Annotated in this window: 21 protein-coding genes; 11 read left to right on the forward strand and 10 right to left on the reverse strand. The window is 74.0% G+C overall.

Annotated features, from left to right (window positions below; genetic code table 11):
• Positions 1 to 34: 34 nt before the first annotated feature.
• Positions 35 to 1,630: an aldehyde dehydrogenase family protein gene (locus tag IEY78_RS13060; RefSeq protein ID WP_189097854.1), complete on the reverse strand. Its 1,596-nt coding sequence runs from the start codon at positions 1,628 to 1,630 to the stop codon at positions 35 to 37.
• A gap of 515 nt (positions 1,631 to 2,145) precedes the next feature.
• Positions 2,146 to 2,523 (reverse strand): chorismate mutase, encoded by a 378-nt coding sequence (locus IEY78_RS13065; RefSeq protein WP_189097855.1) that lies wholly within the window; start codon positions 2,521 to 2,523, stop codon positions 2,146 to 2,148.
• Between the two features lie 588 nt (positions 2,524 to 3,111).
• On the opposite strand from IEY78_RS13065, the gene IEY78_RS13070 reads away from it, so the two are divergent.
• Both IEY78_RS13070 and fdhD read left to right on the forward strand, forming a co-directional pair.
• The gene (locus tag IEY78_RS13070; protein ID WP_189097856.1) at positions 3,112 to 4,461 is read left to right on the forward strand and encodes an FAD-dependent monooxygenase; all 1,350 of its coding nucleotides are present in this window, start codon (positions 3,112 to 3,114) and stop codon (positions 4,459 to 4,461) included.
• Between the two features lie 167 nt (positions 4,462 to 4,628).
• On the forward strand, positions 4,629 to 5,513 hold the full coding sequence (gene fdhD, locus IEY78_RS13075) for a formate dehydrogenase accessory sulfurtransferase FdhD (protein WP_189097857.1): 885 nt from the start codon (positions 4,629 to 4,631) through the stop codon (positions 5,511 to 5,513).
• A 93-nt stretch (positions 5,514 to 5,606) separates the two neighbouring features.
• On the opposite strand, the gene IEY78_RS13080 is transcribed toward fdhD, so the two are convergent.
• Complete coding sequence (locus IEY78_RS13080) at positions 5,607 to 6,050, reverse strand: MarR family winged helix-turn-helix transcriptional regulator (protein WP_189097858.1); 444 nt, start codon at positions 6,048 to 6,050, stop codon at positions 5,607 to 5,609.
• A 139-nt stretch (positions 6,051 to 6,189) separates the two neighbouring features.
• On the opposite strand from IEY78_RS13080, the gene IEY78_RS13085 reads away from it, so the two are divergent.
• Entirely contained in the window at positions 6,190 to 7,131 is a 942-nt protein-coding gene (locus IEY78_RS13085) for a quinone oxidoreductase family protein (RefSeq protein ID WP_189097859.1), read from the forward strand.
• Between the two features lie 263 nt (positions 7,132 to 7,394).
• A complete protein-coding gene (locus tag IEY78_RS13090; RefSeq protein ID WP_189097860.1) occupies positions 7,395 to 9,368 on the forward strand; it encodes a sialidase family protein in 1,974 nt (657 codons plus the stop codon).
• A gap of 9 nt (positions 9,369 to 9,377) precedes the next feature.
• Here the strand turns inward: IEY78_RS13090 and IEY78_RS13095 are convergent, their stop codons facing one another.
• Positions 9,378 to 10,454, reverse strand: coding sequence for a bile acid:sodium symporter family protein (locus IEY78_RS13095; RefSeq protein WP_189097861.1), 1,077 nt, complete (start codon positions 10,452 to 10,454; stop codon positions 9,378 to 9,380).
• 210 nt (positions 10,455 to 10,664) lie between these two features.
• Here IEY78_RS13095 and IEY78_RS13100 point away from each other — a divergent pair, with 210 nt between their 5' ends.
• The 4 genes from IEY78_RS13100 (at position 10,665) to IEY78_RS13115 (ending at position 15,699) form a co-directional block, all read left to right on the forward strand.
• Complete coding sequence (locus tag IEY78_RS13100) at positions 10,665 to 11,528, forward strand: LysR substrate-binding domain-containing protein (RefSeq protein ID WP_189097862.1); 864 nt, start codon at positions 10,665 to 10,667, stop codon at positions 11,526 to 11,528.
• 314 nt (positions 11,529 to 11,842) lie between these two features.
• Positions 11,843 to 13,669: an AMP-dependent synthetase/ligase gene (locus IEY78_RS13105; RefSeq protein WP_229699904.1), complete on the forward strand. Its 1,827-nt coding sequence runs from the start codon at positions 11,843 to 11,845 to the stop codon at positions 13,667 to 13,669.
• A 204-nt stretch (positions 13,670 to 13,873) separates the two neighbouring features.
• Positions 13,874 to 14,707: an aldo/keto reductase gene (locus IEY78_RS13110; protein WP_308426890.1), complete on the forward strand. Its 834-nt coding sequence runs from the start codon at positions 13,874 to 13,876 to the stop codon at positions 14,705 to 14,707.
• 203 nt (positions 14,708 to 14,910) lie between these two features.
• A complete protein-coding gene (locus tag IEY78_RS13115; protein WP_189097864.1) occupies positions 14,911 to 15,699 on the forward strand; it encodes a VOC family protein in 789 nt (262 codons plus the stop codon).
• A gap of 53 nt (positions 15,700 to 15,752) precedes the next feature.
• Here the strand turns inward: IEY78_RS13115 and IEY78_RS13120 are convergent, their stop codons facing one another.
• From IEY78_RS13120 to IEY78_RS13130, 3 genes are all read right to left on the reverse strand, one after another.
• Positions 15,753 to 17,462 carry a hypothetical protein gene (locus IEY78_RS13120; RefSeq protein ID WP_189097865.1) on the reverse strand — a complete coding sequence of 570 codons (1,710 nt, stop codon included), beginning with the start codon at positions 17,460 to 17,462 and terminating at the stop codon, positions 15,753 to 15,755.
• A gap of 123 nt (positions 17,463 to 17,585) precedes the next feature.
• On the reverse strand, positions 17,586 to 19,697 hold the full coding sequence (locus IEY78_RS13125) for a hypothetical protein (RefSeq protein WP_229699905.1): 2,112 nt from the start codon (positions 19,695 to 19,697) through the stop codon (positions 17,586 to 17,588).
• 130 nt (positions 19,698 to 19,827) lie between these two features.
• Complete coding sequence (locus IEY78_RS13130) at positions 19,828 to 20,739, reverse strand: class I SAM-dependent methyltransferase (protein WP_189097867.1); 912 nt, start codon at positions 20,737 to 20,739, stop codon at positions 19,828 to 19,830.
• 135 nt (positions 20,740 to 20,874) lie between these two features.
• Between IEY78_RS13130 and IEY78_RS13135 the strand changes: the two genes are divergently transcribed.
• The gene (locus tag IEY78_RS13135) at positions 20,875 to 22,254 is read left to right on the forward strand and encodes a cryptochrome/photolyase family protein (protein WP_189097868.1); all 1,380 of its coding nucleotides are present in this window, start codon (positions 20,875 to 20,877) and stop codon (positions 22,252 to 22,254) included.
• Between the two features lie 87 nt (positions 22,255 to 22,341).
• Positions 22,342 to 23,286, forward strand: a complete 945-nt coding sequence (locus tag IEY78_RS13140) for a YihY/virulence factor BrkB family protein (RefSeq protein ID WP_189097869.1) — start codon at positions 22,342 to 22,344, stop codon at positions 23,284 to 23,286.
• Positions 23,287 to 23,298: 12 nt separating this feature from the next.
• On the opposite strand, the gene IEY78_RS13145 is transcribed toward IEY78_RS13140, so the two are convergent.
• Complete coding sequence (locus tag IEY78_RS13145) at positions 23,299 to 23,610, reverse strand: 4a-hydroxytetrahydrobiopterin dehydratase (RefSeq protein ID WP_189097870.1); 312 nt, start codon at positions 23,608 to 23,610, stop codon at positions 23,299 to 23,301.
• Between the two features lie 157 nt (positions 23,611 to 23,767).
• Positions 23,768 to 24,373, reverse strand: coding sequence for a GrpB family protein (locus tag IEY78_RS13150; protein WP_229699906.1), 606 nt, complete (start codon positions 24,371 to 24,373; stop codon positions 23,768 to 23,770).
• A 378-nt stretch (positions 24,374 to 24,751) separates the two neighbouring features.
• On the opposite strand from IEY78_RS13150, the gene IEY78_RS13155 reads away from it, so the two are divergent.
• Positions 24,752 to 25,240, forward strand: a complete 489-nt coding sequence (locus IEY78_RS13155) for an SseB family protein (RefSeq protein ID WP_189097871.1) — start codon at positions 24,752 to 24,754, stop codon at positions 25,238 to 25,240.
• Positions 25,241 to 25,347: 107 nt separating this feature from the next.
• Here the strand turns inward: IEY78_RS13155 and IEY78_RS13160 are convergent, their stop codons facing one another.
• The gene (locus IEY78_RS13160) at positions 25,348 to 25,992 is read right to left on the reverse strand and encodes a DUF6308 family protein (RefSeq protein WP_189097872.1); all 645 of its coding nucleotides are present in this window, start codon (positions 25,990 to 25,992) and stop codon (positions 25,348 to 25,350) included.
• Positions 25,993 to 26,083 lie beyond the last annotated feature (91 nt).

Genomic DNA, 26,083 nt, shown 5'->3' on the forward strand with positions numbered 1-26,083 from the left:
CGCTGCCCGCCCGGAGCGCCGGGCCGGCGGTCCGCTACGGCATCAGGTGATAGTCCGGGAAGTTGCCCGGCAGGCGTTCGGTGGACGGGCCCTCGGTCACCGCGCGGACCAGGAGTTCGCCACCCACGAACGCGCCGCTCCAGGAGTTGCCGAAGCCGCCGAACAGCTCGTCGCGGTCGCCGCGGGAGCGGGGCTTGCCGTGGCCGACCTTGAAGGCGCGGATCTGCGGGGCGAGGCGGTCGTAGGTGTCCTTGTCGTCGCAGGACAGGCTGGCGACGAGGGCGCCGTTGCTGGCGTTCATGGCGGTGAGCAGCTCGGCCTCGGTGTCGACGGGCACGATCGTGTCGACGGGGCCGAAGGGCTCGGAATGGTGGAGCGGGGAGGAGGAGGGCGGGGCCAGCAGCGTGGTGGGCGGGAAGTAGGCCGAGGTGTCCTGGGAGGGCAGGAAGCGGCCGTCGGCGAGGCTGCCCCGGTGCAGGGGGACGGCGCCCCGGGTGATCGCCTCGGAGGTGAGGTCGGCCAGCTCCTTGGCCTTGCCGGCGTTGATCAGCGGGCCGAAGTCGAGTTCCGGGAGCGGGTCCGCGGGATCGGCGACGGCCAGCGGGTGTCCGAAGCGCACGCTGCGGACCGCCGGGAGATAGGCGGTGAGGAAGTCGGCGAAGGCCTCGCGCTGGACGACGAAGCGGGGGTAGGCGGTGCAGCGCTGCTTGGCGTAGTCGAAGGTCTTGCGCAGCAGCGGCGTCAGGGCCTGCCAGTCGCTGAAGTTCCAGATGCCCCAGGTGTTGAGGCCCTCCTGTTCGAGGATGTGGCGTTTGCCGAGGTCGGCGACGGCGGTGGCGACCCGGGCGCCGGTGTCCCGCCCGCCGACGAAGGAGACGCAGCCGATCTCGGGCGAGCGGACCAGGGCGGGCGACAACTCCTTGCCGCTGCCGCTGACGAGGGTGACCGGCACCCCCTCGCGGGCGGCCAGGGCGCAGGCGAGGGTCAGACACACCAGGCCGCCGTCGGTGGGGGTCTTGGCCATCACCGCGTTGCCGGCCAGTGCCTGCACCAGCATCGCGTGGATCAGCACCGACATCGGATAGTTCCAGCTGGCGATGTTGCTGACCGGGCCGGGCAGCGGGGTGCGGTCGGCGAGCATCCGCTCGATCTCGGTGACGTACCAGCGGACGCCGTCGATGGCGCGGTCGACGTCGGCCTGGGCGAGCTTCCAGGGCTTGCCGATCTCCCAGACCAGGAGCAGGGCGAGCAGTTCACGGTGCTCGGTCAGCGCGTCGAGGGTGGCGGAGATCCGGGCCTTGCGCTCGGTCAACGGGACCTCGCGCCAGGCCCGGTGCTGGTCGAGGGAGGCCCGTACGGCGTGCAGGGCGGCGTCCGCGTCCAGGCGGGGCGGGCCGGCGATGGGGGTGCCGTCGACGGGGCTGGTGGCGGGCAGCGGATCGCCGTCCGGGTGCCAGGCGCCGGCCCAGAGGTTCAGGGCCCGGTCGTCGCGGAACGCCTCAGGGGCCGCGGCCAGGCTGCGCTGCCAGGCGTCCTGCCAGGCGGTACCGGGCTTGAGAACGAGCGTGGGGGCGGGGGTGGTGTGCGCGTCCCGCTGCGCGTTCGGGGTGGACGGGGAGGTGGGGGCCATCGTTGTCTCCGCTCTCGGTGCACGGCCGGAGGGGCAGGGTGGTGGCGCTCGGCGGTCCCCGGGGGACCGCGCTACTGGACGGTAGTGGGCATGCGGGCACCGCGGGACGGTCCGGCGTCAGGTATGGCGAGTGTCACTCGGCCCGGGCGACGGGGCCACCCGGGTGAGGCGGTCGGGGTGGGTGGGGTGGTGGGTGTGCGAGGGACGCGCGACGGCGGGCGGGGTGGCCGATGGCTGATGTGGCTGCGGGGGGACGGCCGGTGGCCGAGGGGTGGAGGCGCCGTACGAGACGGCCGGTGGGTGACGGGGTACAGAGGCGCCCGGATTCGTGGCCGTACTCGGTGGAGCGGATACCCCGAGCCGTACTCAGTGCAGCCAGGCACCCCGGGCACGAGCGGGGTCCCCCATGCCCAGATGGTTCACCAAGTCACCCCGGAAGAAGGGGAGTTGCTACACGCGAGGAGGGGCGAGCAGCCCCCACCACTCGCCCCTCCCCCACGACGAAAGCCCCGCACTCAGCCCGCAGCCGGTTCGGTGCGCTCCTCCGCCTCTTCCTGGGTGCGGTCGGCGATCGCCCGGTGGTGGCGGACCACTTCGCCGATGATGAAGTTGAGGAACTTCTCGGCGAAGGCCGGGTCCAGCCTGGCGTCCTCGGCCAGGCGGCGCAGCCGTTCGATCTGTGCGGCCTCGCGGGCCGGGTCGGCGGGCGGCAGGTGGTGGCGGGCCTTGAGTTCGCCGACCTGCTGGGTGCACTTGAAGCGCTCGGCGAGCAGATGCACCAGGGCGGCGTCGAGGTTGTCGATGCTGCCGCGCAGGTAGCGCAGCTGCTCGCGGGCCGCCTCGTCAGCGACGGAGGCCGCGTCGCCGGCCGCCGGTGCTGTCCCTTCGCTCATGTGCGTCTCGCCATTCGTGATTCGTGGTCGGTCGGTGCCCGGTGCGGGTGGTGCTGCCGGTACATCGGGGTGATCAGCACGATCGGGATGATCAGAGTGATCCACAGGCACATTACCCGGACGCCGGGGCTCGACCGGGGGTGATCTCACGGAGCGGAACGACGGGAGCCCGGGCCGGGGGTCACGGGTGGGGAGCCGCTCCGAGCAGGGGCGCGGCGGCCGGGCAGAGGCCGGGGCGGCGCGGGCGGGGAGGGTGCGCGGGTGCTTCGAGAGGGGCGCGCGATCGGCTCGGCCGCGGGCTCGCGCACCGGGCCGACAAGGCGAACGCCCGATGACGGGACCCCCCACAGATCCCGCCACCGGGCCGCTTCACCGCGGGCCGATTCACTCGTTCGGCCCCGGCTCAGGCATATACCCAGGCTGTCGCCCGGCCATCCCTCCTCCGCCGCATGTACGTAATTCCCGCTGTCTTTTCGGAACTCCGGGCGCCGGAGGGAATCACCTGCCACAATGCGGCCGATCGAACCGGGCGGCCGACCGACCCTCGGCTGCGGACAGCGCAGGGGGCGCCGTATGAGCACGCACCGCATGACGATCGCAGGGGCCGATGTCGCCGTCGTGGGCGGCAGCATCGCCGGATGCGCCGCGGCACTGGCCGCCCATCGCGCCGGCGCCGGCCGGATCACCCTCCACGAACGCACCGCGGGTCTGCTCGCGGACCGGGGAGTCGGCCTCGTGGTGCACGATGCCCGGTACGCCGAACTCGCGGCGGCCGGGTATCTGGACACCTCGATGCCGTGGGCGCAGCTGACCACCCGCCGCTGGTACGTCCGTGACGGCGCCGCCCCGCTCGGCCGCCAGATCGCCGTCCAGCCCTTCCCGTTCCGCTCGTACTGCTGGGGCCCGCTCTGGCGGGAGTTACGTCAACGACTGCCGCAGGACACGGTGTTCCGGCCGGGGACCCGGGTGGCGGGGGTGGACGGCGACGCGGACGGGGCGGTGCTGCGTTTCGGGGGCGACGGGGGTGGCGACGGGAGCGGTGCCGCGGCCTCGGGCGCTTCGGGCGCCGGCGGGGCGGACGGCCGCGCCGCCGGTGGGGACCGTTCGGAGCGCTTCGATCTGGTCATCGGTGCGGACGGCTATCGCTCGGTGGTACGCGAAGCCGCGTTCCCCGGTGTCCGGCCCGACTACGCCGGTTATCTGGCCTGGCGGGGCACTGTGCCGGCCGACCGGATGGCGGCGCTGGACTGTCCCGGCCTGCCGTCCGAACCGTGGGCGGAGGAGGACTGCGTCTACGGCGTCTTCCCCGGCGGGCACGTCATCATCTACCGCATCCCCGACGGCCGCGGCGGACTGCGCGCCAACTGGGTGCTGTACACCGCGCCGCCCGAGGACCTCGACCTCGGGCCGGACGCCCCCGCGGGGCTGCCGCCCGGCGCCCTCACCGACGCGCTGCACGACCATCTCCGGTACGTCACGGGCGAGTTGCTGCCGCCGTACTGGGGTGGGCTGATGCGGTTGACGACCCGTCAGGAGCTGTTCCTCCAGCCCATGTACGACTTCACGGCGCCGCGCTACACGTCCGGCCGGCTGCTGCTCGCGGGCGATGCCGCCACCGTCGCCCGGCCGCACACCGGCGGCGGCGCGGTCAAGGCGCTCCAGGACGCCGCCGCGCTGGAGGCCGCGCTGCGGGCCCTGCCGGAGCGGCCGGACGCCCTGGAGGAGTACGGCGCCGAGCGGGGCAGGACCGGCCGGAGCATGGTCGAGCTGGGGCGGCGGCTGGGACGGGCGTTCGTCCAGGACACCCCGGACTGGCGGACGCTGGACCAGGCCGGGCTGGAGGCGGCCTGGGCCGCGGCCGACGGCTCGGGCGCCTTCGGCGGCCGGGAGCTGAAGGAGGCGGGGAAGGAGGCGGCGCCCGGCGGGCCGGGGCGCTGAGGCCGGGGCCGTGGCCCGTGCGGGAGAATGAGGAGGCCGGGCGGGGCGGGGCCGTCGTGGGGCACCACGCGCCCGCACCGCACGGCAGCCGCCGCACTCCGGACCGCTTCGGCTGTCCGCCGCTACGCCACCGGGTCCAGGGCCGGTGAGGACGGGACTGATCAGACATGGGACGGGTCACCGAGCGACGCCGCGTCATCCGCATCCGCGACGGTGTCGCGAGCACCCGTCCGGACACCCTCGTCGCCGAGGAGCCGATGGAGATCCGGCTCGGCGGCAAGCCGCTGGCGATCACGATGCGCACGCCGGGTGACGATTTCGCTCTCGCCGCCGGATTCCTGGTCAGCGAGGGGGTCCTGGCGCGCGCCGACGAGCTGGCGCACATCGTCTACTGCGCGGGGGCGACCACCCCGGACCCCTCCCCCGCGGGCGAGGCCGGGAGCGGGGAGGGGATGAACTCCTACAACGTGGTGGATGTGCGGCTCGCGGACGGGGTGCCGGTCCCGGACATCACCCTGGAGCGCAACGTCTATACGACGTCGTCGTGCGGGCTGTGCGGCAAGGCCAGCCTGGACGCGGTGCGCACCCGCACCCGCTGGCCGCTGGACGCCGGCCCCGGCGCCCCGGTCCGGGTCACGCCGGCGACGCTGGCCGCGCTGCCCGACCGGCTGCGGGCCGCCCAGCGGGTGTTCGAGCGGACCGGGGGGCTGCATGCCGCGGCGCTGTTCACGGTGGACGGTGACCTGCTGGACATCCGGGAGGACGTGGGGCGGCACAACGCCGTCGACAAGATCATCGGCCGGGCGCTGCAGGAGGGGCGGCTGCCGCTGTCCTCGTGTGTGCTGATGGTCTCCGGGCGGGCCTCGTTCGAGCTGGCGCAGAAGGCCGTGATGGCGGGCATTCCGGTGCTGGCCGCGGTCTCGGCGCCGTCCTCGCTCGCCGTCGACCTGGCCGCCGAGACCGGGCTGACCCTGATCGGGTTTCTGCGCGGCTCCTCGATGAACGTGTACGCGGGCGAGCACCGGGTGGCGGTGCCGGGAGCGGCCGGATAGGTCCGCGGCGGGCCGGTCCGGGGACGGGTTGCCGCGGCGGCGGCCTGCGGGTGACGCCCGACGGCCGGTCGCACAGAATCCCGCCGCCGGGAGTCACTCCCCGGGCAGCGCGATCCGGGTGAGCAGGGCGATCAGCTGCTCGCGTTCGGCGGGGGTCAGGGCGGCGGTCAGTTCCGCGTTGGCCCGGTCGCCGAGCCGCTGGGTGCGGCGCAGCCGCCGCCGGCCGTCGGCGGAGATCTCGACGGCGTTCTTGCGCCGGTCGCCCGGGTCGGGGGTGCGGGTCACCAGCCCGTCCCGCTGGAGGTCGTTGACGAGCGCGACCATGTCCTTGGGGTCGATGCCCAGCGTCCGGCCCAGCTCCGCCTGGGAGACCGGGCCGAGTTCGGCGACCGCCGACAGCACGGCGTGGTGCATCATCCGCATGCCCTCGGCGGCCAAAGCGTCAGCGACGAGCCGGTGTCCTCGGGCGGCGGCGCGGCCGAGCAGCCAGCTGGGGAGCGCGCGGATGCGGCTGGGGGCGTAGGGGAGGTCGGACATGGGACCACCGTACCCGGGAATCATGGGGAGTCCCTACGAAAAAACATGGGTGACACCAACGGGTTTCCCGTTATCGTTGGGCCATCCAATGACATCCGGCGGTGTGTGCCGACCGGAGACATCGTCCAGGAGGTGGCCCGTGCGCCGAGTCCGTTTCCATGCCTACGGCGGTCCCGAGGTGCTGCGCGTCGAGGAGGCCGAGGCGCCGGAGCCCGGGCCCGGTGAACTCCTCGTCCGCACCGAGGCGATCGGCGTCACGCTGCCGTGCGTGCGGCGGGTGCGCGGCGACGGCAACGGGGGCGGCGATCCCCTGCCCGCCATGCCCGGCGGCGAGATCGCCGGTGCGGTCGTCGCGCTCGGGCCGGACGTCACCGGCTTCGCCGTCGGGGACCGCGTCACCTCGCTCACCCTCACCGGCTCCTACGCCGAACTCGCCCTCGCCCCCGCCGTCCTGGCGAGCCGGATCCCGGACGGCGCGAGCGCCGTGGAAGCGGTGGCGCTGGTGCGCGGCGGGCATGTCGCGCTCGCCGTGCTGCACACCGCCGCGCCGCGGGATGCCGAATCCGTGCTGATCACCGGCGCGGCGGGCGGCGTGGGGCATCTCGCCGTCCAACTCGCCAAGCTGCGGGGCGTTCCGCGGGTGGTGGCCGCCGTCGGCTCGGCCGCGAAGGCGGAGTTCCTCCTCGGGCTGGGGGCCGATGAGGTGGTCACCTACGACCAGGAGTCCTGGGGTGAGCCGGTCGACATCGTGCTGGACGGCGTCGGGGGCGAGCTGCTGCCGCGGGCGCTGGCCGCGTCGGTCCCCGGTGGGCGGCTGGTCTTCTTCAACTCCGGTGGCGGCACGGTCCCGGCGTACGCGCTGCTGGCCGGCGACCGGACCATCACCGGGATGACGATGCGCCGCTTCGCCGCCGTCCACCGCGAGCGCTACGCCCGCGACGGGGAACTCCTGTGGGAGCTGGCCGGATCCGGCCGGCTGCGGGCCGCTGTCCATGCCGAACTGCCGCTGGCCGAGGCCGCGAAGGCGCACGAAATCATCGAGGCCCGGGCCAACCTCGGCAAGGTGGTGCTGCGGCCGTGAGGCAAGGGGGACGCGGTGCCGTGGGAGTCCGGACGCGCGGCCTCGGGGGCATCCGGCGCACTGGGCACTCGGCTCCCCCGCGCCCCGTCCGGCACACCCAGCGCAGCTCTTGCGGGCCGGGCGGGTGAATTCCGGTTGCGGCGCGGAGAACCGACGCATGCTCCTTGTCGCGGTCCGCACGCGGCAGTAGCTTCCGTCGCGATGCACATAGGACGTGGGATGTCCTGATGACCCGACGCCGATGCCGAAGGGCAGGCCGGACCATGACGTCAGTTCTCCGCGCACACCCCGCTCACCGCAGCAGACCCCCGCACCGCCGTGCCGCGGCCCTGCTCGCCGCGCTGGCCGCCACCGCCCTCGCCCTCCTGCCCACCGCCCCCGCACAGGCCGCGCCCGGCGGTGCGCCCGGTGCCACGGCCGCCGCCACGACCGCCCCGGCCGGCGGATTCGACCAGCAGATCCTCTTCAAGGCGTCCCGGGAACAGGGCTACTTCTGCTTCCGTATACCGGCCGTCGTGGAGTCCGCCCAGGGAACCCTCCTCGCGTTCGCCGAGGGACGGCGGCACGACTGCGGGGACGCCGGCGACATCGACCTGGTGCTCAAGCGGTCCACCGACGGCGGACGCACCTGGGGCCCGCTCCAGGTCGTCAACCGCGGAGGCGGCGACACCCACGGCAACCCGGCGCCCGTCGTGGACCGCCGCACCGGCCGCATCGTGCTGGCCGAGACCTACAACAAGGGCCGCACCGACGGCCTCAGCTGCGATGTCCCCTGCGATCGCACCCCGCACCTCCAGTACAGCGACGACGACGGCGCGTCCTGGTCCGCGCCCCGGGACCTGACCCCCGCCATCCGCCCCCCGCAGTGGAACTCCTGGTACGCCACCGGCCCCCTGCACGGCATCCAGCTCACCCATGGGCGGCACCGCGGCCGGCTGGTCGTCGGCATCAACTCCGAGAGCTACGCGGGCAACCGGGTCACCGCCAACCACGCCGCGCTGGTGCACAGCGACGACGGCGGCACCACCTGGAAGGTCGGCGCGCTGGACAGCTGGCCGGTCGCCGCCGACGGCACCTTCCGCCAGAAGCCCTCCGAGATGGCCCTCCTGGAACGCTCGGACGGCTCGGTCTACGTCAACGGCCGGGAGCAGGACGGCACCGACCTGGGGCATCGCACCGCGGCCGTCAGCCGCGACGGCGGGGCATCGTTCAGCGCGCCGTTCCGCGCCCTGCCCGACCTCTACACGCCGATGGTGCAGGGCTCCGCGCTGCTGCTGCCGCACTCGTCCGCCGCGGGCGGCCGCAGCCGCACCCTCCTCGCGGCGCCCGCCGACCCCGACCGGCGCCGCACCATGACCATCCGCACCTCCTGGGACGAGGGCCGCACCTGGGAGGGCGTGGAGCGCGGCGCCCGGGTCACCACCGACTGGTCCGGCTACTCGGACCTGGTGGCCCTCTCCCCCGAGGTCACCGGCCTGATGTACGAGGGCGGCGCGGCCGACGCCCGGGACGAGATCCGCTTCGCGCGCTTCACCGAGGCCTGGCTCGGCCCGCGCCGCGGGCCCGACCCCACCACCCGCGACACCGCCCGGGGCGCCCGGCCCGCGCTCGTGCTCGGCGGCCCCCGCGGCACCGACGGCCGCTTCGGCCGGGCGCTCTCCTTCGACGGCACCGACGGCGCGGTCCGCCTCCCCTTCCGCCCCTCCCTGCCCCTGGGCGCCCGCGACTTCACGTGCAGTCTGTGGTTCCGCTACAACGCCACGACCGGCGAGCAGCCGCTGCTGTGGATGGGCGGCGTGGGCACCCGGAGCCCGCAGGTCGAGGTGGAGGGGGACCCCGCCCACGGCCGGCTCGTCGGCCGCCTGACCGCCGTCGACGGCGCCGCCCCGGCCGCCACCGCCCAGGCCGTGACCCACGGCGCCTACAACGACGGCGGCTGGCACCATCTGGCGCTGCGCCGCACCGGCGGCCGGCTGCTGCTCACCGTGGACGGCGGCGAGACCACCGTGGTGCCCGACGTCCCGGGGTCGGTCAGCCGGGGCTCGGTGTTCGGGGTGCACCTGGGCCAGAAGCCCGACGGCCGGGCCCAGTTCACCGGCGCGCTGGACGAGGTCCGCGTCTACGGCCGCGCCCTCGGCGATGCCGAACTGGCCGCCCTGCGCACCGAGAACGCCGCCGCGCCCGGCCCACTGGTCCTCGGGCTCCCGCTGGACCGGGTGCGGGGCGCGGGGCGTTAGGGGCTGACCTCAGTCGCGCGGTCCCGGCGGCCGCCGGCCGGCTGCTGCCACGGCCTCTGCCGGGGCGGCGCCGCCGGGACCGGCCGGGGCCGCCGCGCGCCGTGGCTCCGGCACCGTGCGGGCCGCCATCCGCTTCGCCAGGAACGCGCACACCATCAACTGCATCTGGTGGAACAGCATCAGCGGCAGCACCATGAGCCCGGCCTGCGCGCCGAAGAGGACACTGGCCATCGGCAGACCGGCCGCCAGGCTCTTCTTCGAGCCGGCGAAGGTGATCGCGATCCGGTCCTCGCGGCGGAAGCCGAGCTTCCCGGCGCCGTACGAGGTGGCCGTCAGCATCACCGCGAGCAGCACCGCCTCCACCCCCAGCAGGCACAGCAGCCGCAGCGCGGAGACCTGGTGCCAGATGCCCCTCACGACGCCGGCGCTGAAGGCGGCGTAGACGACGAGCAGGATCGAGCCGCGGTCCACCCGGCCCAGGACCTTCTTGTGGCGGGTGAGGAAGCCGCCGATCCACCGCCGCAGCAGCTGCCCGGCGAGGAACGGGAGCAGCAGCTGGCAGACGATCGGCAGCAGCGAACCGGCGCGGAAGCCACCGCCGTCGCCGGGCAGCACCAGGCCCGCCAGCAGCGGGGTGAGGACGATGCCGGCGAGGCTGGAGAACGAGCCGGCGCAGATCGCCGCCGCGACATTGCCGCGGGCCAGGGCGGTGAAGGCGATCGAGGACTGGACCGTGGACGGCACCAGGCACAGGAACAGCAGCCCGGTGTAGAGGGTGGTCGGCAGCACCTCGGGGACCAGCAGGCGGGCGGCCAGACCGAGCGCGGGGAACAGCACGAAGGTGCAGGCCAGGACGGTGAGATGGAGCCGCCAGTGGCGCAGCCCGTCGAGCGCCTCGCGGGTGGAGAGCCGGGCGCCGTAGAGGAAGAAGAGCAGTGCCACGGCCGCGGTCGAGGCGCCCTCGGCGACGGTGGCGCCCGGTCCGCGGGCGGGCAGCAGCGCGGCCAGTCCGACGGTCCCCAGCAGCGCCAGGATGAATCCGTCCACGGGCAGCCAGGAGGGCAGCTTGGGCGCAGCGCGGTGCATGGATCTCGCTTCGGTCGTTCGGCGGCTCTCGGGCGGGGCCGCCCGGCGCGGTGCCGCTGCGGCCCCGTCCAGACTGCCGCGACCTGCGACGATCGGGAACCCTGTTTACCATGGTCACTGCTATCACGTTCCACGATGGGCGGCGGCCGTGAGCGGTCGGCGATGAACGGCGGCCGCGCCCGGTGACGGGGTGGCCGGGACGGAGGGTCCGTGTTCGAACCCGTGCAGCTGCGCACCTTTCTCGCCGTGGCGCAGACCCTGAGCTTCACGCAGGCCGCGCACCGGCTCGGGCTGCGGCAGTCGACCGTGAGCCAGCACGTGCGGAAGCTGGAGGAGACCGCCGGGCGCCGGCTGTTCGCCCGGGACACCCACGGCGTGGAGCTGACCGAGGACGGCGAGGCGATGCTCGGCTTCGCCCGGACGATCCTGGAGGCCAACGAGCGGGCCACGAGCTTCTTCACGGGGACCCGGCTGCGCGGCCGGCTCCGCTTCGGCGCCTCGGAGGACTTCGTGCTGACCCGGCTGCCGGAGGTCCTCGAAGGGTTCCGGCGGGACCACCCCGAGGTCGATCTGGAGCTGCGGGTCGAGCTGTCGGGGACCCTGCACGAGCTGCTGGCGGCCGGGCGGCTCGATCTCGTCCTCGCCAAGCGGCGCCCGGAGGCGCCCCACGGGCGGCTGGTGTGGCGCGACCGTCTGGTGTGGGTCGGCGCCGGGCGGCTGCGCCTGGATCCGCAGCGGCCGGTCCCGCTGGTCGTCTTCCCCTCGCCCGCGCTGAGCCGCGCCCGGGCCCTGGAGGCGCTGGAGCGCGCGGGCCGGGAGTGGCGGATCGTCTGCACCAGCGCGAGCCTCAACGGACTGATCGCCGCAACCCGGGCAGGGCTGGGCGTTATGGCACATACAAGGGGCATGATCCCGCCAGGTTTGGATGAGATCTCGCCACGCGCCGGTCTGCCGGAACTGGGCGGGGTGGATTTCGCTCTTCTCCATGGAGACCGCGACCGCGCGGCCCGGGGACCGGCCGAGGCGCTCGCCGACGCGATCCTGGCCGGCGGCGACCGGCTGCAGCTCCCCTGACCGGGCGGTGACCGGTCCACCGGCCCCCGGCCCGCTGTCCGGGCCCGCCGGCCGAGCCGTCCGCGGCGGTGTCGCCCCCCGCGGCGGGAACGCCCTTCCCACGTGCAGAGATTTGGTGCAGATATGGTCCCGGCGTCGTGATCGTCCGACGTTGAACCGGCGGGAACGTGTCCCCGCTTCTCCGAAGTAGCCCGATTTCGCCGGTTGGCCAGTTCCCGTGCAGCCGCTTTCGTGACGTGGTACGGCTCTGCCGGATCCGGTCACCGTGGGGTACGGTCGCGGCCTTGTGAGGAGCACCACGAGGAGCTGGGTCATTGCGCGAGTTCACCGTCCCGCCACTGGCGACCGCGCCCCGGGTCGGCGGGCTGGCGGACATCGTCTACGAGCACGCCGAAGCCGATCCCGGACGCGTCGCGCTGGCGCGTAAGGACGACGAGGGAAACTGGCAGAACGTCACCGCCGGGCAATTCCGGGACGAGGTCCTCGCGCTGGCCAAGGGCCTGCTCGCGCAGGGCGTCCGGTTCGGCGACCGGATCGGCATCATGTCCCGTACGTGCTACGAGTGGACCCTGTTCGACTTCGCGCTGTGGTCGATCGGCGTCCAGTCCGTGCCGCTGTATCCGACGTCCTCGGCCGAGCAGGTCTTCTGGATGCTGCACAACGCGGACGTCTCGGCCTGCCTGGTCGAGCACGAGGACCATGCGATGACCATCGGCTCGGTCATCGACCGGCTGCCGCATCTGCGCAAGCTGTGGCAGCTGGACGGCGACCCGGTGGCCGAACTGACCGCGGCCGGTGCGCACATCGACGACGACGTGGTCCACCGGCACCGCATGGCCGTCACCCCGGACGCCACGGCGACGATCATCTACACCTCCGGCACCACCGGACGCCCCAAGGGCTGCCTGATCACCCACGCCAACTTCATGGCCGAGTCCGACAACATGGTGCTCCGCTACGAGAAGGTCTTCCACTCCAAACCGGGTGACGAGGCGGCCACCCTGCTCTTCCTGCCGCTGGCGCATGTCTTCGGCCGGATGGTGCAGGTCGCCGCGATCCGCGGCCGGGTCAAGCTGGGCCACCAGCCGGAGCTCGCGGCCCGTGCCCTGCTGCCCGATCTGCAGTCCCTCCAGCCGACGTTCATCCTCGCGGTGCCGTACATCTTCGAGAAGGTCTTCGCGGCGGCCCGGCGGCGGGCGGAGGCGGACGGCAAGGTCGCACCGTTCGACAAGGCCGTCGAGATCGCGGTCCGCTACGCCGAGGCGCAGGAGAACAAGGCCTTCGGCATCGGGTCCGGGCCCAGCGCCTCGCTGCGGATGCAGCACCAGCTCTTCGACAAGCTGGTCTACAGCAAGGTCAGATCGGCGATGGGCGGCCGGGTGCGGCACGCGATGTCGGGCGGCTCGGCGATGGAGCGCCGCCTCGGGCTGTTCTTCGCCGGCGCCGGCGTGCGGATCTTCGAGGGCTACGGCCTGACGGAGAGCACCGCGGCCGCCACCGCCAACCCGCCCGAACGCACCCGCTTCGGCACCGTCGGGACCCCCGTGCCGGGCACCACCGTGCACATCGCGGAGGACGGCGAGGTCTGGCTCTACGGAGGGCAGGTCTTCCACGGCTACCACAACGACCCCAAGGCGACTGACGCCGTGCTGCACGACGGCTGGTTCTCCACCGGTGACCTCGGCGCACTCGACGAGGACGGCTATCTGACGATCACCGGCCGGAAGAAGGAGATCCTGGTGACCTCCGGCGGCAAGACGGTCTCGCCGGTGGGCCTGGAGGAGCGGGTGCGGGCGCATCCGCTGGTGGCGCAGTGCATCGTGGTCGGCAACGACCGCCCGTTCATCGCCGCGCTGGTGACCCTGGACCCGGAGGCGGTCACCCACTGGCTGGCCATGCGCGACAAGCCGGAGATGCCGCCGACCGACCTGGTGCGCGACCCGGACCTGGAGACCGAGATCCGGCGTGCCGTCGTCGCCGCCAACACCCTGGTCTCCCAGGCCGAGTCGATCCGTACGTTCCGGATACTGGCCCACCAGTTCAGCGAGGAGCACGGGCTGCTGACCCCGTCGCTGAAGCTCAAGCGCAAGGCGATCGAGACGGCGTACTCGGTCGAGGTGGACGCGCTCTACGGGACGTGAGGGGCGCGGCGGCCCGGACGGGCCTCGTGGTGCGCAGCTGCGCGGCGGGGCGTTCGCCCTCGGCGAACCCGACCCCGCGTCCGGCCCCGCGGCCGCCTTCCGCCGCAGGCCGGACGCATTCCGTGGACCGGCGTGGGAATGCGGAACCGCGGATGCCCGTTGACATCCGTGAACGCGACAGTCGACCGAAGGACCGATTCACCCGTGAGCAAGGTTCCCTCCATCACGCTCAACAACGGCATCGCGATGCCCCAGCTCGGCTACGGCGTCTGGCAGATCGAGGACGACCAGGCGTTCACCGCCGTCGGCCAGGCCCTGGACGCCGGGTACCGCAGCATCGACACCGCGGCGATCTACGGCAACGAAGAGGGCACGGGCAAGGCACTCGCGGCGTCCGGCCTCCCCCGTGAGGAGCTGTTCGTCACGACCAAGCTCTGGAACGGCGACCAGGGGTACGACGCCACGCTGAAGGCCTTCGACACCTCCCTCACCAAGCTCGGCCTGGAGTACGTGGACCTCTATCTGATCCACTGGCCGCTGCCCTCCCGGGACACCTACGTCGACACGTACAAGGCCCTGGAGAAGATCCAGGCGGACGGCCGCGCCAGGGCGATCGGCGTCTCCAACTTCCTGCCCGGGCATCTGGAGCGGCTGCTGGGCGAGACCTCCGTCGTCCCGGCCGTCAACCAGATCGAGCTGCACCCGCAGTTCCAGCAGGCCGAGTCCCGCGCCTTCCACGCCCGGCACGGCATCGCCACCGAGGCCTGGTCGCCGCTGGGCCAGGGCAAGGGCCTCCTGGAGCACGCGGCGCTCGCCGAGCTCGCCGCCAAGCACGGCAAGACGCCCGCTCAGGTGGTGCTGCGCTGGCACCTCCAGCTGGGCAATGTCGTCATCCCGAAGTCCGTGACGCCCTCGCGCATCGCCGAGAACATCGACGTCTTCGACTTCTCCCTGGACGACGCGGACCTCGCGACCCTCGCCGCGCTGGACTCCGGCAACCGCCTCGGCCCGGACCCGGCCACCTTCGACGTGGGCTGACCCGGCTTCCCGACGGCGCCGCCCGGCCCCGACCGGGCGGCGCCGCGGCGTACCCGAGTGGCGGGGGCGGCGGACGCCAGGAAGTGTGGAGGGTGAGTGCGGGGCGGCCCCGCGGTGCGCCGATCGGGGCCGGTACCTCCGCTTCGCCCTGCTCCTCCCCCGTGCCGCGCGCCGGGGGAGGCGCCCCCGTCGAGGAGGCCACGATGTCCGAAGTCACCGACCCCTACCAGCCCGGGACGCCTTGCTGGGTCGATCTCGCGGCCCCTGACCAGCAAGCCGCCATCGACTTCTACTCCCAGGTCCTCGGGTGGACCGGAAAGATCGGGCCGGCGGAGACCGGTGGCTACGCCGTGTGCGAGCTGCACGGGAAGCCGGTGGCCGGCATCATGGCCGCGGTCCCGATGGGCGGCCAGCCCGCGCCGCCGACGGTATGGACCACCTATCTGGCGGCCGCCGACGCGGAGGCCGCCGCCCAGGCGGTGACCAAGGGCGGCGGCACGGTCCTGATGCCCGTCATGGACGTGATGGAGCTGGGCCGGATGGCCGTCGTGGCCGACCCCACGGGAGCGGTGTTCGGCCTCTGGCAGGCCAAGGACTTCTCCGGCGCCGGCGTCGTCAACGAGGCGGGCGCGCTGATCTGGAACGAGCTGAACACCACCGAGCCCTCCGCGGCCGGGACCTTCTACCAGGAGGCCTTCGGCATCGACAGCTCTCCGATGGAGGGGGCCGAGCACTACTACGGCCTGACGGTGAACGACCGCCCGGTGGGCGGCATGCAGCCGATGTCCGCGCAGATGCCCGCCGACACCCCCTCGCACTGGCTGGCGTACTTCGCGGTGGACGACACCGATGCCACGGTCGCGAAGGTGACCGCGGCCGGCGGCGCCGTGCTCCAGGAGCCCTTCGACATGGTCGCCGGGCGGATGGCCGTGGTGACCGACCCGCAGGGCGCGACCTTCGCCGTGATCCACCCGAAGCCGATGCAGGGCTAGGGCCAGGGCGAGCGGGTGCGGGCGGCGGCCTGTTGTCGCCGCCGCCCGTCCGGTCACGGCGGCCAGGTGAAGGCCACGTCGAGGGTGCGCGCTCCGGTGCGGACGAGCAGCCCGCCGGAGAGTTCCGCGGCGGTGCGCCGCGCGTTCAGCCACACCTGTACGGCGGCGCCGAGCAGCAGCGGGTCCAGGCGCGGCCCGGGGTCGCCGTAGGCCCGCCGGGCATGGGCTTCGAGCAGGGTGCCGCAGCGCCGCAGCAGCAGCAGGCAGCGGTCCTCGGCCAGGGCGGCGACGGCGACATCGAGGCTCGCCCGGGGGCTGTCGATGCGGGCGCGCAGCCAGTCGGCGGGGGCGAGTTCGCCGTCGATGACGGTGCGGGCCATGACCTCCGCCGAGGACCGCCACAGCCGGTGGGTCTCCTGCTCGGTGACGGCCAGGAAGCCGCGGGACTCGTCGTGGCCGTGGGCGTCGTGGGCCAGGACCGGGTGGCGCCGCACGGCCACGGAGCCGTCGGGCAGCACCTCACCCGTCACGTCGAAGGCCGTCGGCGCCACCCGCCGCTCGGGGTTCGGCTCCGGGACGGGGTCCGGCACGGGAGGGTCCGCGGGCAGCGCGATGTTCCGGTGGGCGAGGAACGGATACATCACCTCCTGGAGGCGCCGTCCTGCCTCGCCCCGTGCCGCCAACTGCCCGTCCACCGGCGCCTGGAGCCGCTGCGGACGGTGCTGCTCGGCGGCGGCCAGCAGCTGGGCCAGGAGGTCGCCGTCGGGGTCGAGCCGGGGCGCCGTGCGGCTGAGGGCGGCCGTGGGCGAGGCCGGGTCCAACTCGTCGAGGCCGGTGGCGGCGAGCAGCAGGACGCGGTGCAGGGCGGCGGAGTAGAAGGTGGTGCTGCCGTGGTCCCCCACCACCCAGTCGCTGGCGATCAGCGCGGCCCGCCAGCCCTCCTGCGGCGGCAGGACGAGCAGCCCGGCGTCCATTGCCCGGGCGAGGCGCTGGTGGACCCGGTGCGGGCTGTGCCGGGCCCAGACGTTGGGGTGCAGGACGAGGGCGACCGCGAACTCGTCCGCCGGCAGCGCGGCGACCAGCTTCGCGGGCAGGTCCGGATGCCGCCCGAGCAGCGAGTGCTCGCTCCAGGTGCTGTTGACGACGACCAGCCGGCGGCCCCGTCCGACGCCCAGCCGCGCACGGTAGAGGTCGCGGCGGGGGCGGCTCTGCTCGATGCGGTCCCAGCAGTAGTCGCCGACCAGATGGGCGACCGGGACGGCCTGTGGGCAGGTCCGGGCGAGCCGGTCGATCTGCTCCTCGTGCGAGACCCCGATCGCGGCGGGCAGCACCCGCCGGCCGCGCATCAGCTCCCGCCGGGAGAGCCCCGCGGGCGCGCCGGGCTCGCCGGTGGACTCGGTGACCAGCCGGTTGTACCCGGCGCCGTGCGGCATGACCAGCAGCGGGGCGTCCAGCTGCCGCATGGAGGGGTGCACGGCGCAGGCCACGGCCAGGTCGAAGGGCCGCCGGGTCGCCTCGCGCCAGCTGAGCACCCGGGCGCCCAGGCCGTCGAAGTAGTCCGCGAGGCCGCCGGCGAAGGCCGAGCCCGGGTTGACGGTGTAGGACACCGCGATGCCGTCCTCCGGGCGCAGCAGGCGCATCACGTCCAGCAGCCGGGTCGCCGAGGTGAGGGTGCGTGCCACCCCGAGCACCTGGGCGTCCTCCGGCACGGTGTCCCAGCGCGACCGCCGGCGGCGGGGACGGCGGCGGGGCAGCAGGGGCACGGGGGATCCACTCTCGGGGCGGCGGGTCGGTGGGCGGCGGACAGTGGGCGGCGGCGCCGGGGCGATCGTAGCGCCCGTACCGCGCGCGCCGGGGAAGGAAGCTGAGGGCCCGGCAGGTCGCCGTCAGCCCACCGGCTCGCCGATTCCGGTGCGTTGGCGCAGCTCGCTCATCATGCGCCGGCCGGCGCGCTGGACCTGGGGGTTCTGGATCCGGTCGCCGAGCTCCACCGCGAGTTCCAGCGCCTCCTTCAGCTTGACCACCTGGCCGAGCCGCTCGGCCAGCAGCGCGGCATCGGTGACCGCTTCCAGCGCGTGCGCGAAGCGTCCGCACGCCCGGTAGGCGCGGCCGCGCACGATGCCGATCCGCAGCCGCATGGCGTCGTCGCCCTCGGCCCGGGCCGTCGCCATCGCGCCGTCCAGCAGGTCCAGGGCCTCCTGCGGGCGGCCGGCGGCGAGGACCGCCTGGCCGAGGTTGTAGGTCTGCACCACGATGCCGTGGGTGTCCCCCTCGTTGGCGTGCAGGGCGCGGGTGAAGAGGGCGATGGCCTCCTCGGGGCGCCGGCGGGCGAGGCACAGCAGCCCCTGGGTCTCGCGGATCATGCCGGGCAGCCGGGCGTCGGCCACCGCGTCCAGGAGCTCCTCGGCGCTGCCCAGCTCGGCGTCGGCGAGGTCGTACTCACCCAACGAGTAGTGGGCGCGGGCCAGTTGGTTGCGCATGCGGACCTCGGCGTCGGTCCGGCCCTCCCAGCGCGCCGCCTCGATGCCCAGCCGGTGGGACTCGATCCAGTCGGCGTAGTGCTTGCGGCTGTGGTAGAGCGCCCAGAGCGATTCGCACAGCCGCCAGACCGCGTCGTGCCGCCCCTCGTCGGCGGCCATCCGCAGCACGGCCAGCAGATTGGCGCGCTCGGCGTCCAGCCATTCGAGCGCCTCGGCGCCGGTGTCGAAGAGGCCCTGGCTGCCGTCGGTCGCCGCGCCGGGGGCCGAGGCGGCGGGCGGGGCCTCCTGGAGGCGCAGGCGCGGCCCCAGCACGAGCCGGTCGGCGCGGGCCGCGGCGGTGAGGTAGAAGTCCGTCACCCGCCGCCGCACCTGCGCCGCGTCCTCCTCGGGGCCGGTTCGCGCACGGGCGTGCGCCGCCACCACGTCGTGCAGCCGGAAGCGGCCCGGCGTGCCCGCCCCGACGGCCATGTGGGCGGCGCGCAGATCGCGCAGCCCGTCCTCGAACCGGGTCACGCCCGCGGCCTCGGCGGCCTCCGCGGTGAACGTCGTCCCGGGGAAGGCGCCCAGGAATCGGTAGAGGGCCAGGGTGTGCGGGCAGAAGGTCGCGGTGACCGCGTCGAAGACGGCCGCGACCGAACGGCCGGTGTCCGCGGGCCTGATCTGCTCGTCGGCCAGCGCGTCGACCACGGCCTCCAGGCTCATGTGCGGCCGCTCGATGAGCCATTCGCCGGCCGCGCGCAGCGCCAGCGGGAGGCCGCCGCAGGCCGCCACCAGCCGGGCCGCCGCCCCGGGGTCGGCCGCGGGCGCCGTGCCCGGCTCGGCCGCCGAGTGCTGCCAGCGCCGCACCAGTTGCAGACCGGCGTCGGCGTCGAGCGGGGCCACCGTCAGCGCCACCGCGCCGTCCAACTCCAGGGAGGCCAGCCGCTTGCGGCTCAGGACGACGGCGAGTCCGTGGCCGGGCAGCACCGGCCGGACCTCCGCGGCGTGCTGGGCGTTGTCGATGACCACGAGGAGCCGGCGGCCGGCGGTCGCCGAGCGGAACAGCGCGGAGCGGTCCGCGGTGCCCGCGGGGATGAGGCTCTCGTGGACGCCGAGGGCGCGCAGCAGGGTGCCGATGACGCCGCCGACATCGATGCCGCCGTCGCGGCGCCCCTCGCCGAGGTCGACGTAGAGCTGTCCGTCGGGGAAGCGCTCGGCCAGCTCCCGCCAGACCCACTGGGAGACCAGTTCCGTCTTGCCGACGCCGCCCAGACCGGTGATGACGATGGTGGCCGGCGGGCTGTCCGGTCCGTAGGAGGCGAGCGCCGCGCCCAGGGCGGCGAACTCGGCGGTGCGGTTGACGAAGCCCGGCCGGGGCGGCGGCACTTGACGCGGTGTCAGGGGCGGGGGTGCCGGCGCCGCGGCGAAGGTCAGGGACTCGATCCGGCCCGCCTGCACGACCGGGCCGGCCACGACCGTGTCGCCCGAGACGGCGTTGCGGACGGTCTCCCCGGCGCCGTCGCTCCTGTCGCTGTCCACCCGATCTCCCTCCATGCCGGCACCGCGCCCCCGGGGGCGCGGGAGGTGCCCCCGTCGCGGTCCGCCGCCCAGCGTATTGCCTGGGCGGCGGGCGCCGGCGCGGATCCGGCCGGTCCGGCCCGCGGGCCGCCTACAGCGCGCGGGCCGTGTGGACGGTCTGCGCGGCGAGCAGGAAGGCGTCGGGGCGGCGGCCGATCCCGGCGGCGTCCTCGGGGTCGGTGAGGCGGGCGAGGGCGGTGCGGTCCTCCTCGTCGAAGCGGTCGGCCCACCGCTCGGCACCGCGGCTCAGCTGGGCCACGAGGAAGGCGCGGGCGCCGTCGGACAGCGGAGCCGGCAGGTCGAGCAGGAAGCTGCGGGTGGCGGGGGTGCGCAGTCCGGCGTCGGCGAGGAACGCCTGCCAGTCCTCGGTCTCGTGGACGAAGCCGGGCAGCGCCTCGCGCATCGTGCTGAACCATTCGTCGGCGGCCGCGTCGATCCGGGACTGCAGCCCGGGGCGGCCGAGGCCGAGGTCGCGCGAGAGGCAGCGCGGGGGCAGACCGCCCTCGCAGACGGCGAGCAGCCCGCCGGGCCGCAGATGCCCGGCGAGGGCGGCGACCGCCCCGCGCTGGTCACCGAGGTGGTGCAGGGCCTTGCTCGACCAGATGACATCGCCGCCGCCCAGGGCGTCGAGCCCGTCGGGGAGGTCGGCGAGGTGGGTGCGGAACCGTTCGCCGAAGCCGAGTCGGGCGGCCCGGTCCTGGGCCCGCTCCAGCAGCTCCGCGCTGCCGTCCACCGCGACCACCTCGGCGGCCGGGAAGGCGCGGGCCAGCACGCAGCTGATGACACCCGGCCCGCTGCCGATGTCGAGCACCCGGCGGACCTGGTCGGGCCCGTCACCGGCCGGGTCGGTGAGCAGCTCCCGCAGCCAGGCCGCGGCCTGTTCGTGCAGCGGCGCGTACAGCTCGGCTTCCTGTTCGAGGTGCGAGGCGAGCGCGGCCCAGTCCAGGTCGGCGCTGTCGTGGGACGCGTGGTGATGCCCGCTGGCGTGTTCGTGAGGACTCATGCCGGCGAGCCTGCGGCACCACCGGCGCCGGTGCAATCTTCCTTGCCGTTCCGGCAACCCCCGTCCCCGGCAGACGGCCGAAGTGTCCCCGCGGCGGCGGGCTCCTGCGCTACGCGTTCGGTGTAGACGTAGGGCATGGATGTAGCGGTGTGCCTGTTCAGTTCCGATCTGCGGCTGCACGACCAGCCGGTGCTGCGTGCCGCGCTGCGCTCCGCGGCCCGGGTGGTGCCGCTGTTCGTGGTGGACTCCGGAGTGGCCGACGCCGGGTTCGCGGTGCCCAACCGGGCGGCGTTCCTGGCCGATGCGCTGGCGGACCTCGACGCGGGACTGCGGGAACGCGGCGGTCGGCTCGTCATCCGTACGGGGGACGTGGTCACCGAGACCTGCCGGGTGGCGGCGGAGACCGGCGCCGGGCAGGTCCATCTCGCGGCCGGGGTGAGCGGCTACGCGCTGCGCCGGGAGCGGCGGCTGCGCGCGGAGCTGGCGGACGCCGGGCGAACGCTGGTGGTGCACGACGCGGTGATCACGGCGCTGCCGCCGGGCGCGGTGCTGCCGTCCGGGACGGGCCGGGACCACTTCGCGGTCTTCACCCCGTACTTCCGGCGCTGGCAGGCCGAGGGTGTGCGGCCGGTGCTGTCCGCGCCGCGGTCCGTGCCGGTCCCGGAAGAGGTGCGCGGCGGGAGGCTGCCGTCGGCGCGGGACCTGTGCCCGGGCGGGACGGCGTCGCCGGCGCTGCCGGAGGGCGGTGAGCGGGCAGGGCGCCGCCGGTTCGCCGCCTGGCAGCGGTCCGGCATGGCCGACTACCAGGACCGGCAGGACGACCTGCCGGGCGACGCGACCTCCCGGCTGTCGCCGTATCTGCACTTCGGCTGCCTGTCCCCGGCGGAGCTGGTGCACAAGGCGTCGGCCCGCCCGGACGCCGGCGCCGAGGCGTTCGTCCGGCAGCTGGCCTGGCGGGACTTCCACCATCAGGTGCTGGCGGCCCGCCCCGGCGCGGCGCACGACGACTACCGGCCCAGGGGCGACCGCTGGCGCCACGACGAGGACGAGGTGCGGGCGTGGAAAGAGGGCCGCACGGGGTACCCGGTCGTCGATGCGGGAATGCGGCAGCTGCTGCACGAGGGCTGGCTGCACAACCGGGCCCGGATGCTGGTGGCGAGCTTTCTGACCAAGACGCTGTATGCCGACTGGCGGGTGGGCGCGCGGCACTTCCTGGATCTGCTGGTGGACGGCGACATGGCGAACAACCAGCTCAACTGGCAGTGGATGGCCGGCACCGGCACCGACACCCGGCCCAACCGGGTGCTCAATCCGCTGGTCCAGGCCCGGCGCTTCGACCCGCGGGGCGACTACGTACGGCGCTGGGTGCCGGAGCTGGCCGGTCTGCCGGGCGCGGCCGTGCACCGGCCGTGGGAGCTGACCGGGGCGGAGCGCGCCGCGTACGACTACCCGGATCCGGTGGTGGATCTGGCGGACGCGCTGGTGCGGTTCCGGCGGGCACGCGGCCTTACGTAGGCGCGGCGGGGCGCGGCCGGTGTGTCCCGGTCGGCCCGCCGGCGGGGGATGATGCAGGACGGATCGACGCAAGAGGACGGAGACGACATGGGCGGGAGCGGTATGCGCCGCGGGATGGACCGGACGCTGCTGGACCGTGCGCTCGGGGCGGCGGGACCCAGGCAGCCGGCCGCGCTGCCGACCTGGGGCCAGTGCCGGACCGCGCTGCGCCATACGCCGCTGTCCGTGTGGCACGACGACGTGACGGACTGGGCCGCGAGCCTGACGTACTACTCGGTGCTGGCGCTGCTGCCGTCGCTGATCGTGACGGTGTCGCTGATCGGTCTCGCCGATCCGGCGGCCACCGAGCAGCTCATCAACCAGATCAGCTCGATCGCCCCGGCCCAGTCGGGCCCGACCGTGCACCGCGCGCTGCTGAGCATGGCGCACGAGAGCACCGCCGCGTGGGTGGTGGTCGGCGGCGCCATGGTCAGTGCCCTGTGGTCGTCGTGCAGCTATCTGGCGGTGTTCCGCCGGGCGCTGCACGCCATGCACCGCACCCGCGACGACCGGCCGCCGTGGCGCAAGGCACCGCGCATCCTCATGACGGCGCTGCTGCTGATGGCGCTGCTGATCAGCAGCGCGGTGGCACTGCTGGTGAGCGGACCGATCGCGACCGCGCTGGGCCGGACGATCGGGCTCGGCGAGGCGGGCGAGGCGACCTGGAACCTCCTGAAGTGGCCGCTGCTGCTGATGCTGGCCACGGTGCTGGCGATGGTGCTGTTCCGTTCCGGGCCGCCCAGTTCCCGCGGGGTGCGGCGCGCGGCGCCCGGCGGAGTGGTCGCCGTGCTGCTGTGGCTGGTCTCCTCGGCCGCCTTCGCGCTCTACACCTCGTACGTGGGCACCTTCAACCGGCTCTACGGCTCGCTCGCCGGCCCGGTGGTCTTCCTGATCTGGCTGTGGTTCTCCCACCTGTCGCTGCTGTCCGGCGCGCAGTTCAACGTGGAGCTGGCACGCGCCGGGCGGGTGGTGCGACCGCGCTCCGGCAGCTGACCCGCCGCCGTCTCACCGCACGCCGTGCACCGGTGCGATCTCCTCGATACGCCGGGCGAGCCCGAAGTCGAGGTGGGTGATCCGTCCCCCGACGCTGTGCGTGTTCACCGCCACGCCGAGCCGGTTGTAGCCCAGCGTCAGCTCGGCGTGATGCCCCAACTCCTCCTGGATCTGCGCGACATGCACCACCATCGCCACCGCCGCGAAGTGCCCGTGGAACCGGTACCCGCGACACAGCAGACCCCCCTCCACGGACCATCCGGGCAACTCCGCGAGCCGCTCCTCGACGTCCTTGTCACTGAGCGGTTCCAGCTGAGCGTTCATCCGTGCCGCCTCTCACCATGAGTCGTCCGCGGGTGCGCCGACTCCGCCATGTGCTTGCCCCCCGCCGGGCCGCCCTCTTCCCGGCGGGCGGCACGCTTCCAGCGTGGCCTGCCGGTACGGCAGCCACAACCTGCCGTGCGGGCTACGAGCCGGGGAGTCAGTTACGGGGGTTCGAGCCGGCGTGTGGCGTCCAGCCCGTCTCGTCGGCCCAGGGCTCGGCGACCGTGCGGACGAGATCGACGACGGGATCCTTGACGTCGGAATAGACGCCGACCTCGTCGACGGTGTCCGCGAGGGTGCTCTTGAAGCGGGAATAGGCCGGGACTGCCTCGGGGTGAGCCCGGAACCAGTCACGGAACAGCAGGGCCAGGCGCTCGTTGGGAGCGCCCAGGATGCGGACGTGCAGGTTGACGTCCTCGCCCGAGTGCCCGCGCCGCAACCACAGTCGCTTCGCCCAGGTCTCGGGGGCATCGTCGCACCCGGCGGGAACGTGATCGTGCTGGTGGACGGACCGCTGGAATCCCCGGTCGGCCAAGGGCTGATCGAAGGCGTGCGCGGCCTCTTGGAGATCACCGACGCTGGCCTGGAGGTCGAGGACCGGCTTGGCCGCCATGCCGGGGATCGCCGTGCTGCCGATGTGCTCGACGTGCAGCGCAAGTGGGGCAAGCACGGAGCGCAGTTCGGCGACGAGTGCGAGCCCCCGCGCCTGCCAGGCAGGGTCGTGGTCGACCACGAGGGGCGCGAGCGAGGTGTCCTTGGCCATCTGACCGAGTGTAGGGAACGGCGGCGCCCAGGCTGCCTCCGAAGATCCTCAGCTGCCTCCGGCCACGGGCGACCACGCGGGCGACTTCAGGGAGCAGCGCTCATCATCCGTTCTTGAGACAGCACCTCACGATCGGCTGTGCCTTCCGGATATGGCGTGCCCGGCGGCGTCCGGCGCGGGGCGGCGGGTCGTGACGATCGTGCCCCCCACCAGCACCCTCACCGGGAACGTTGCGGAGATCGTGGGGCCGCCTAGCCTGGGGGGAGGGGCGTGTGTGCCCCGGGTCGGTGCCGCTGGGCGGCGTCCGGCGGTGGCTGTGGCCCCGTCCGGCCCGTGTCGCGCGGGTGCCGGTGAGCAAGGCCGACGAGAGGACACCCCATGAGCAGCTCCAGCCCCGACGAACACGGTCCCCCGGCAGGGGCCGATGCCGAGGGAGGCCCGTCCGCGCAGGAGGCGGAGGAGACCCAGGCCGCCCTGATCGAGCTGGCGACCAGCGTCGCGCTGCTGCCGCAGTCGCCGCCGGCCGAGGGCGAGGAGGAGCGCCCCGAGGGCACCATCTCCCTCCCGGTGATCGAACAGGACGGAAACCGCTACGTCCCCGTCTTCACCACCGAGGACGCGCTACTGGCTGCCGGGGGCGATCCCGGCGCCGCGCTCCGCATGCCCGTCGTGGAGCTGGCCGCGAACTGGCCCGCCGACGACCTGTGGCTGGCGGTCAACCCGTCCACCGAAGCGGGCCTCGTCCTGCCCCCGGACCTGGTGCGCGCACTCCCCGTCTTCAACCGCCGCGACGGCCAGGCGGACGGCGGCAGTAACGGAGACGGAGGGGGTGCGGCAGGGGCGTTCGGGGGGAATGTGGGTGGGTGAACTCGCGGGTGTGTGGGGGCAGATGGCTGACTGACGGGGCCGCGTCGGTCTGCACGTGACGGGAAATCCCCGGTTCGGGGGCTACGCGGGGCGCCCCATATGGCGCCTCAGTGGCCAAGCTCCTTGCCGTGCATCCAGGCTGTCACGTCGAGGACTCGCAGCACGCTGATGCCGTTTCCGATTTCCGACAGGTTCCGGGTCTCTTCGAGGTGGGAGACGAGGGCCCCTTTGTCGTTGCGGAGTTGGGTGCGTACGTCGGACCAGAAGGTCAGGTCTGAGGTGGGGCGGGCGAAGACCTTCTTGACCACCGCGTCGTGGACGGGCAGGAGGCGGGGGCGCTTGCGGGCCAGTAGTTTGCCGGCGCCGACCGGGCCGATGCCGTGGACCTCGCGCAGGGCGCGCCACAGCGTCCATGCCGGGCTGTCCTCGGCGACGTGTTCCTCGTCCGCGTCGGCCAGCTCTATTTCGGCGGGGATGGCGGTGAGCAGGCGGGTGTAGTGGTGGGGGTCGTGCGGTGCCAGGACCTGGAGGGCCGCGCGTGCGGGGAGGGTAACGCTCAGCGTGGCGACGGCTATGAAGTCCTCGGCGGTGAAGCGGTTCCGCACCTCTCGGCGGTCGCCGCCTCCGCCCAGGCGCTCGAAGTGTGAGCCGGTGTATGCGGGCGTCCCGTCGGGGCGGCTGGACCAGTAGCGTCGCAGCAGGTCCGCGGCGTACTGCCGGTCCCACAGCGCGGCCGGAATGTTCAGCGTCACGAGCCCTCCCGGTGGCTGACTGGACTGCTTCTCCGCACCGGACTCAGGGGGCCGGGCGCGGACGGTCATCGTGGCACGGCCGAGTGTGAGA

Origin of the sequence: Streptomyces kronopolitis (assembly GCF_014646275.1) — a bacterium.
GTDB lineage: Bacteria > Actinomycetota > Actinomycetes > Streptomycetales > Streptomycetaceae > Streptomyces > Streptomyces kronopolitis.

Coding starts and splice junctions, on each gene's coding strand:
- IEY78_RS13060 (WP_189097854.1), bottom strand. CDS start 1,630: ATGGCCCCCACCTCCCCGTCCACCCCGAACGCGCAGCGGGACGCGCAC.
- IEY78_RS13065 (WP_189097855.1), bottom strand. CDS start 2,523: ATGAGCGAAGGGACAGCACCGGCGGCCGGCGACGCGGCCTCCGTCGCT.
- IEY78_RS13070 (WP_189097856.1), top strand. CDS start 3,112: ATGACGATCGCAGGGGCCGATGTCGCCGTCGTGGGCGGCAGCATCGCC.
- fdhD (WP_189097857.1), top strand. CDS start 4,629: ATGGGACGGGTCACCGAGCGACGCCGCGTCATCCGCATCCGCGACGGT.
- IEY78_RS13080 (WP_189097858.1), bottom strand. CDS start 6,050: ATGTCCGACCTCCCCTACGCCCCCAGCCGCATCCGCGCGCTCCCCAGC.
- IEY78_RS13090 (WP_189097860.1), top strand. CDS start 7,395: ATGACGTCAGTTCTCCGCGCACACCCCGCTCACCGCAGCAGACCCCCG.
- IEY78_RS13095 (WP_189097861.1), bottom strand. CDS start 10,454: ATGCACCGCGCTGCGCCCAAGCTGCCCTCCTGGCTGCCCGTGGACGGA.
- IEY78_RS13115 (WP_189097864.1), top strand. CDS start 14,911: ATGTCCGAAGTCACCGACCCCTACCAGCCCGGGACGCCTTGCTGGGTC.
- IEY78_RS13130 (WP_189097867.1), bottom strand. CDS start 20,739: ATGAGTCCTCACGAACACGCCAGCGGGCATCACCACGCGTCCCACGAC.
- IEY78_RS13135 (WP_189097868.1), top strand. CDS start 20,875: ATGGATGTAGCGGTGTGCCTGTTCAGTTCCGATCTGCGGCTGCACGAC.
- IEY78_RS13140 (WP_189097869.1), top strand. CDS start 22,342: ATGGGCGGGAGCGGTATGCGCCGCGGGATGGACCGGACGCTGCTGGAC.
- IEY78_RS13145 (WP_189097870.1), bottom strand. CDS start 23,610: ATGAACGCTCAGCTGGAACCGCTCAGTGACAAGGACGTCGAGGAGCGG.
- IEY78_RS13150 (WP_229699906.1), bottom strand. CDS start 24,373: ATGGCCAAGGACACCTCGCTCGCGCCCCTCGTGGTCGACCACGACCCT.
- IEY78_RS13155 (WP_189097871.1), top strand. CDS start 24,752: ATGAGCAGCTCCAGCCCCGACGAACACGGTCCCCCGGCAGGGGCCGAT.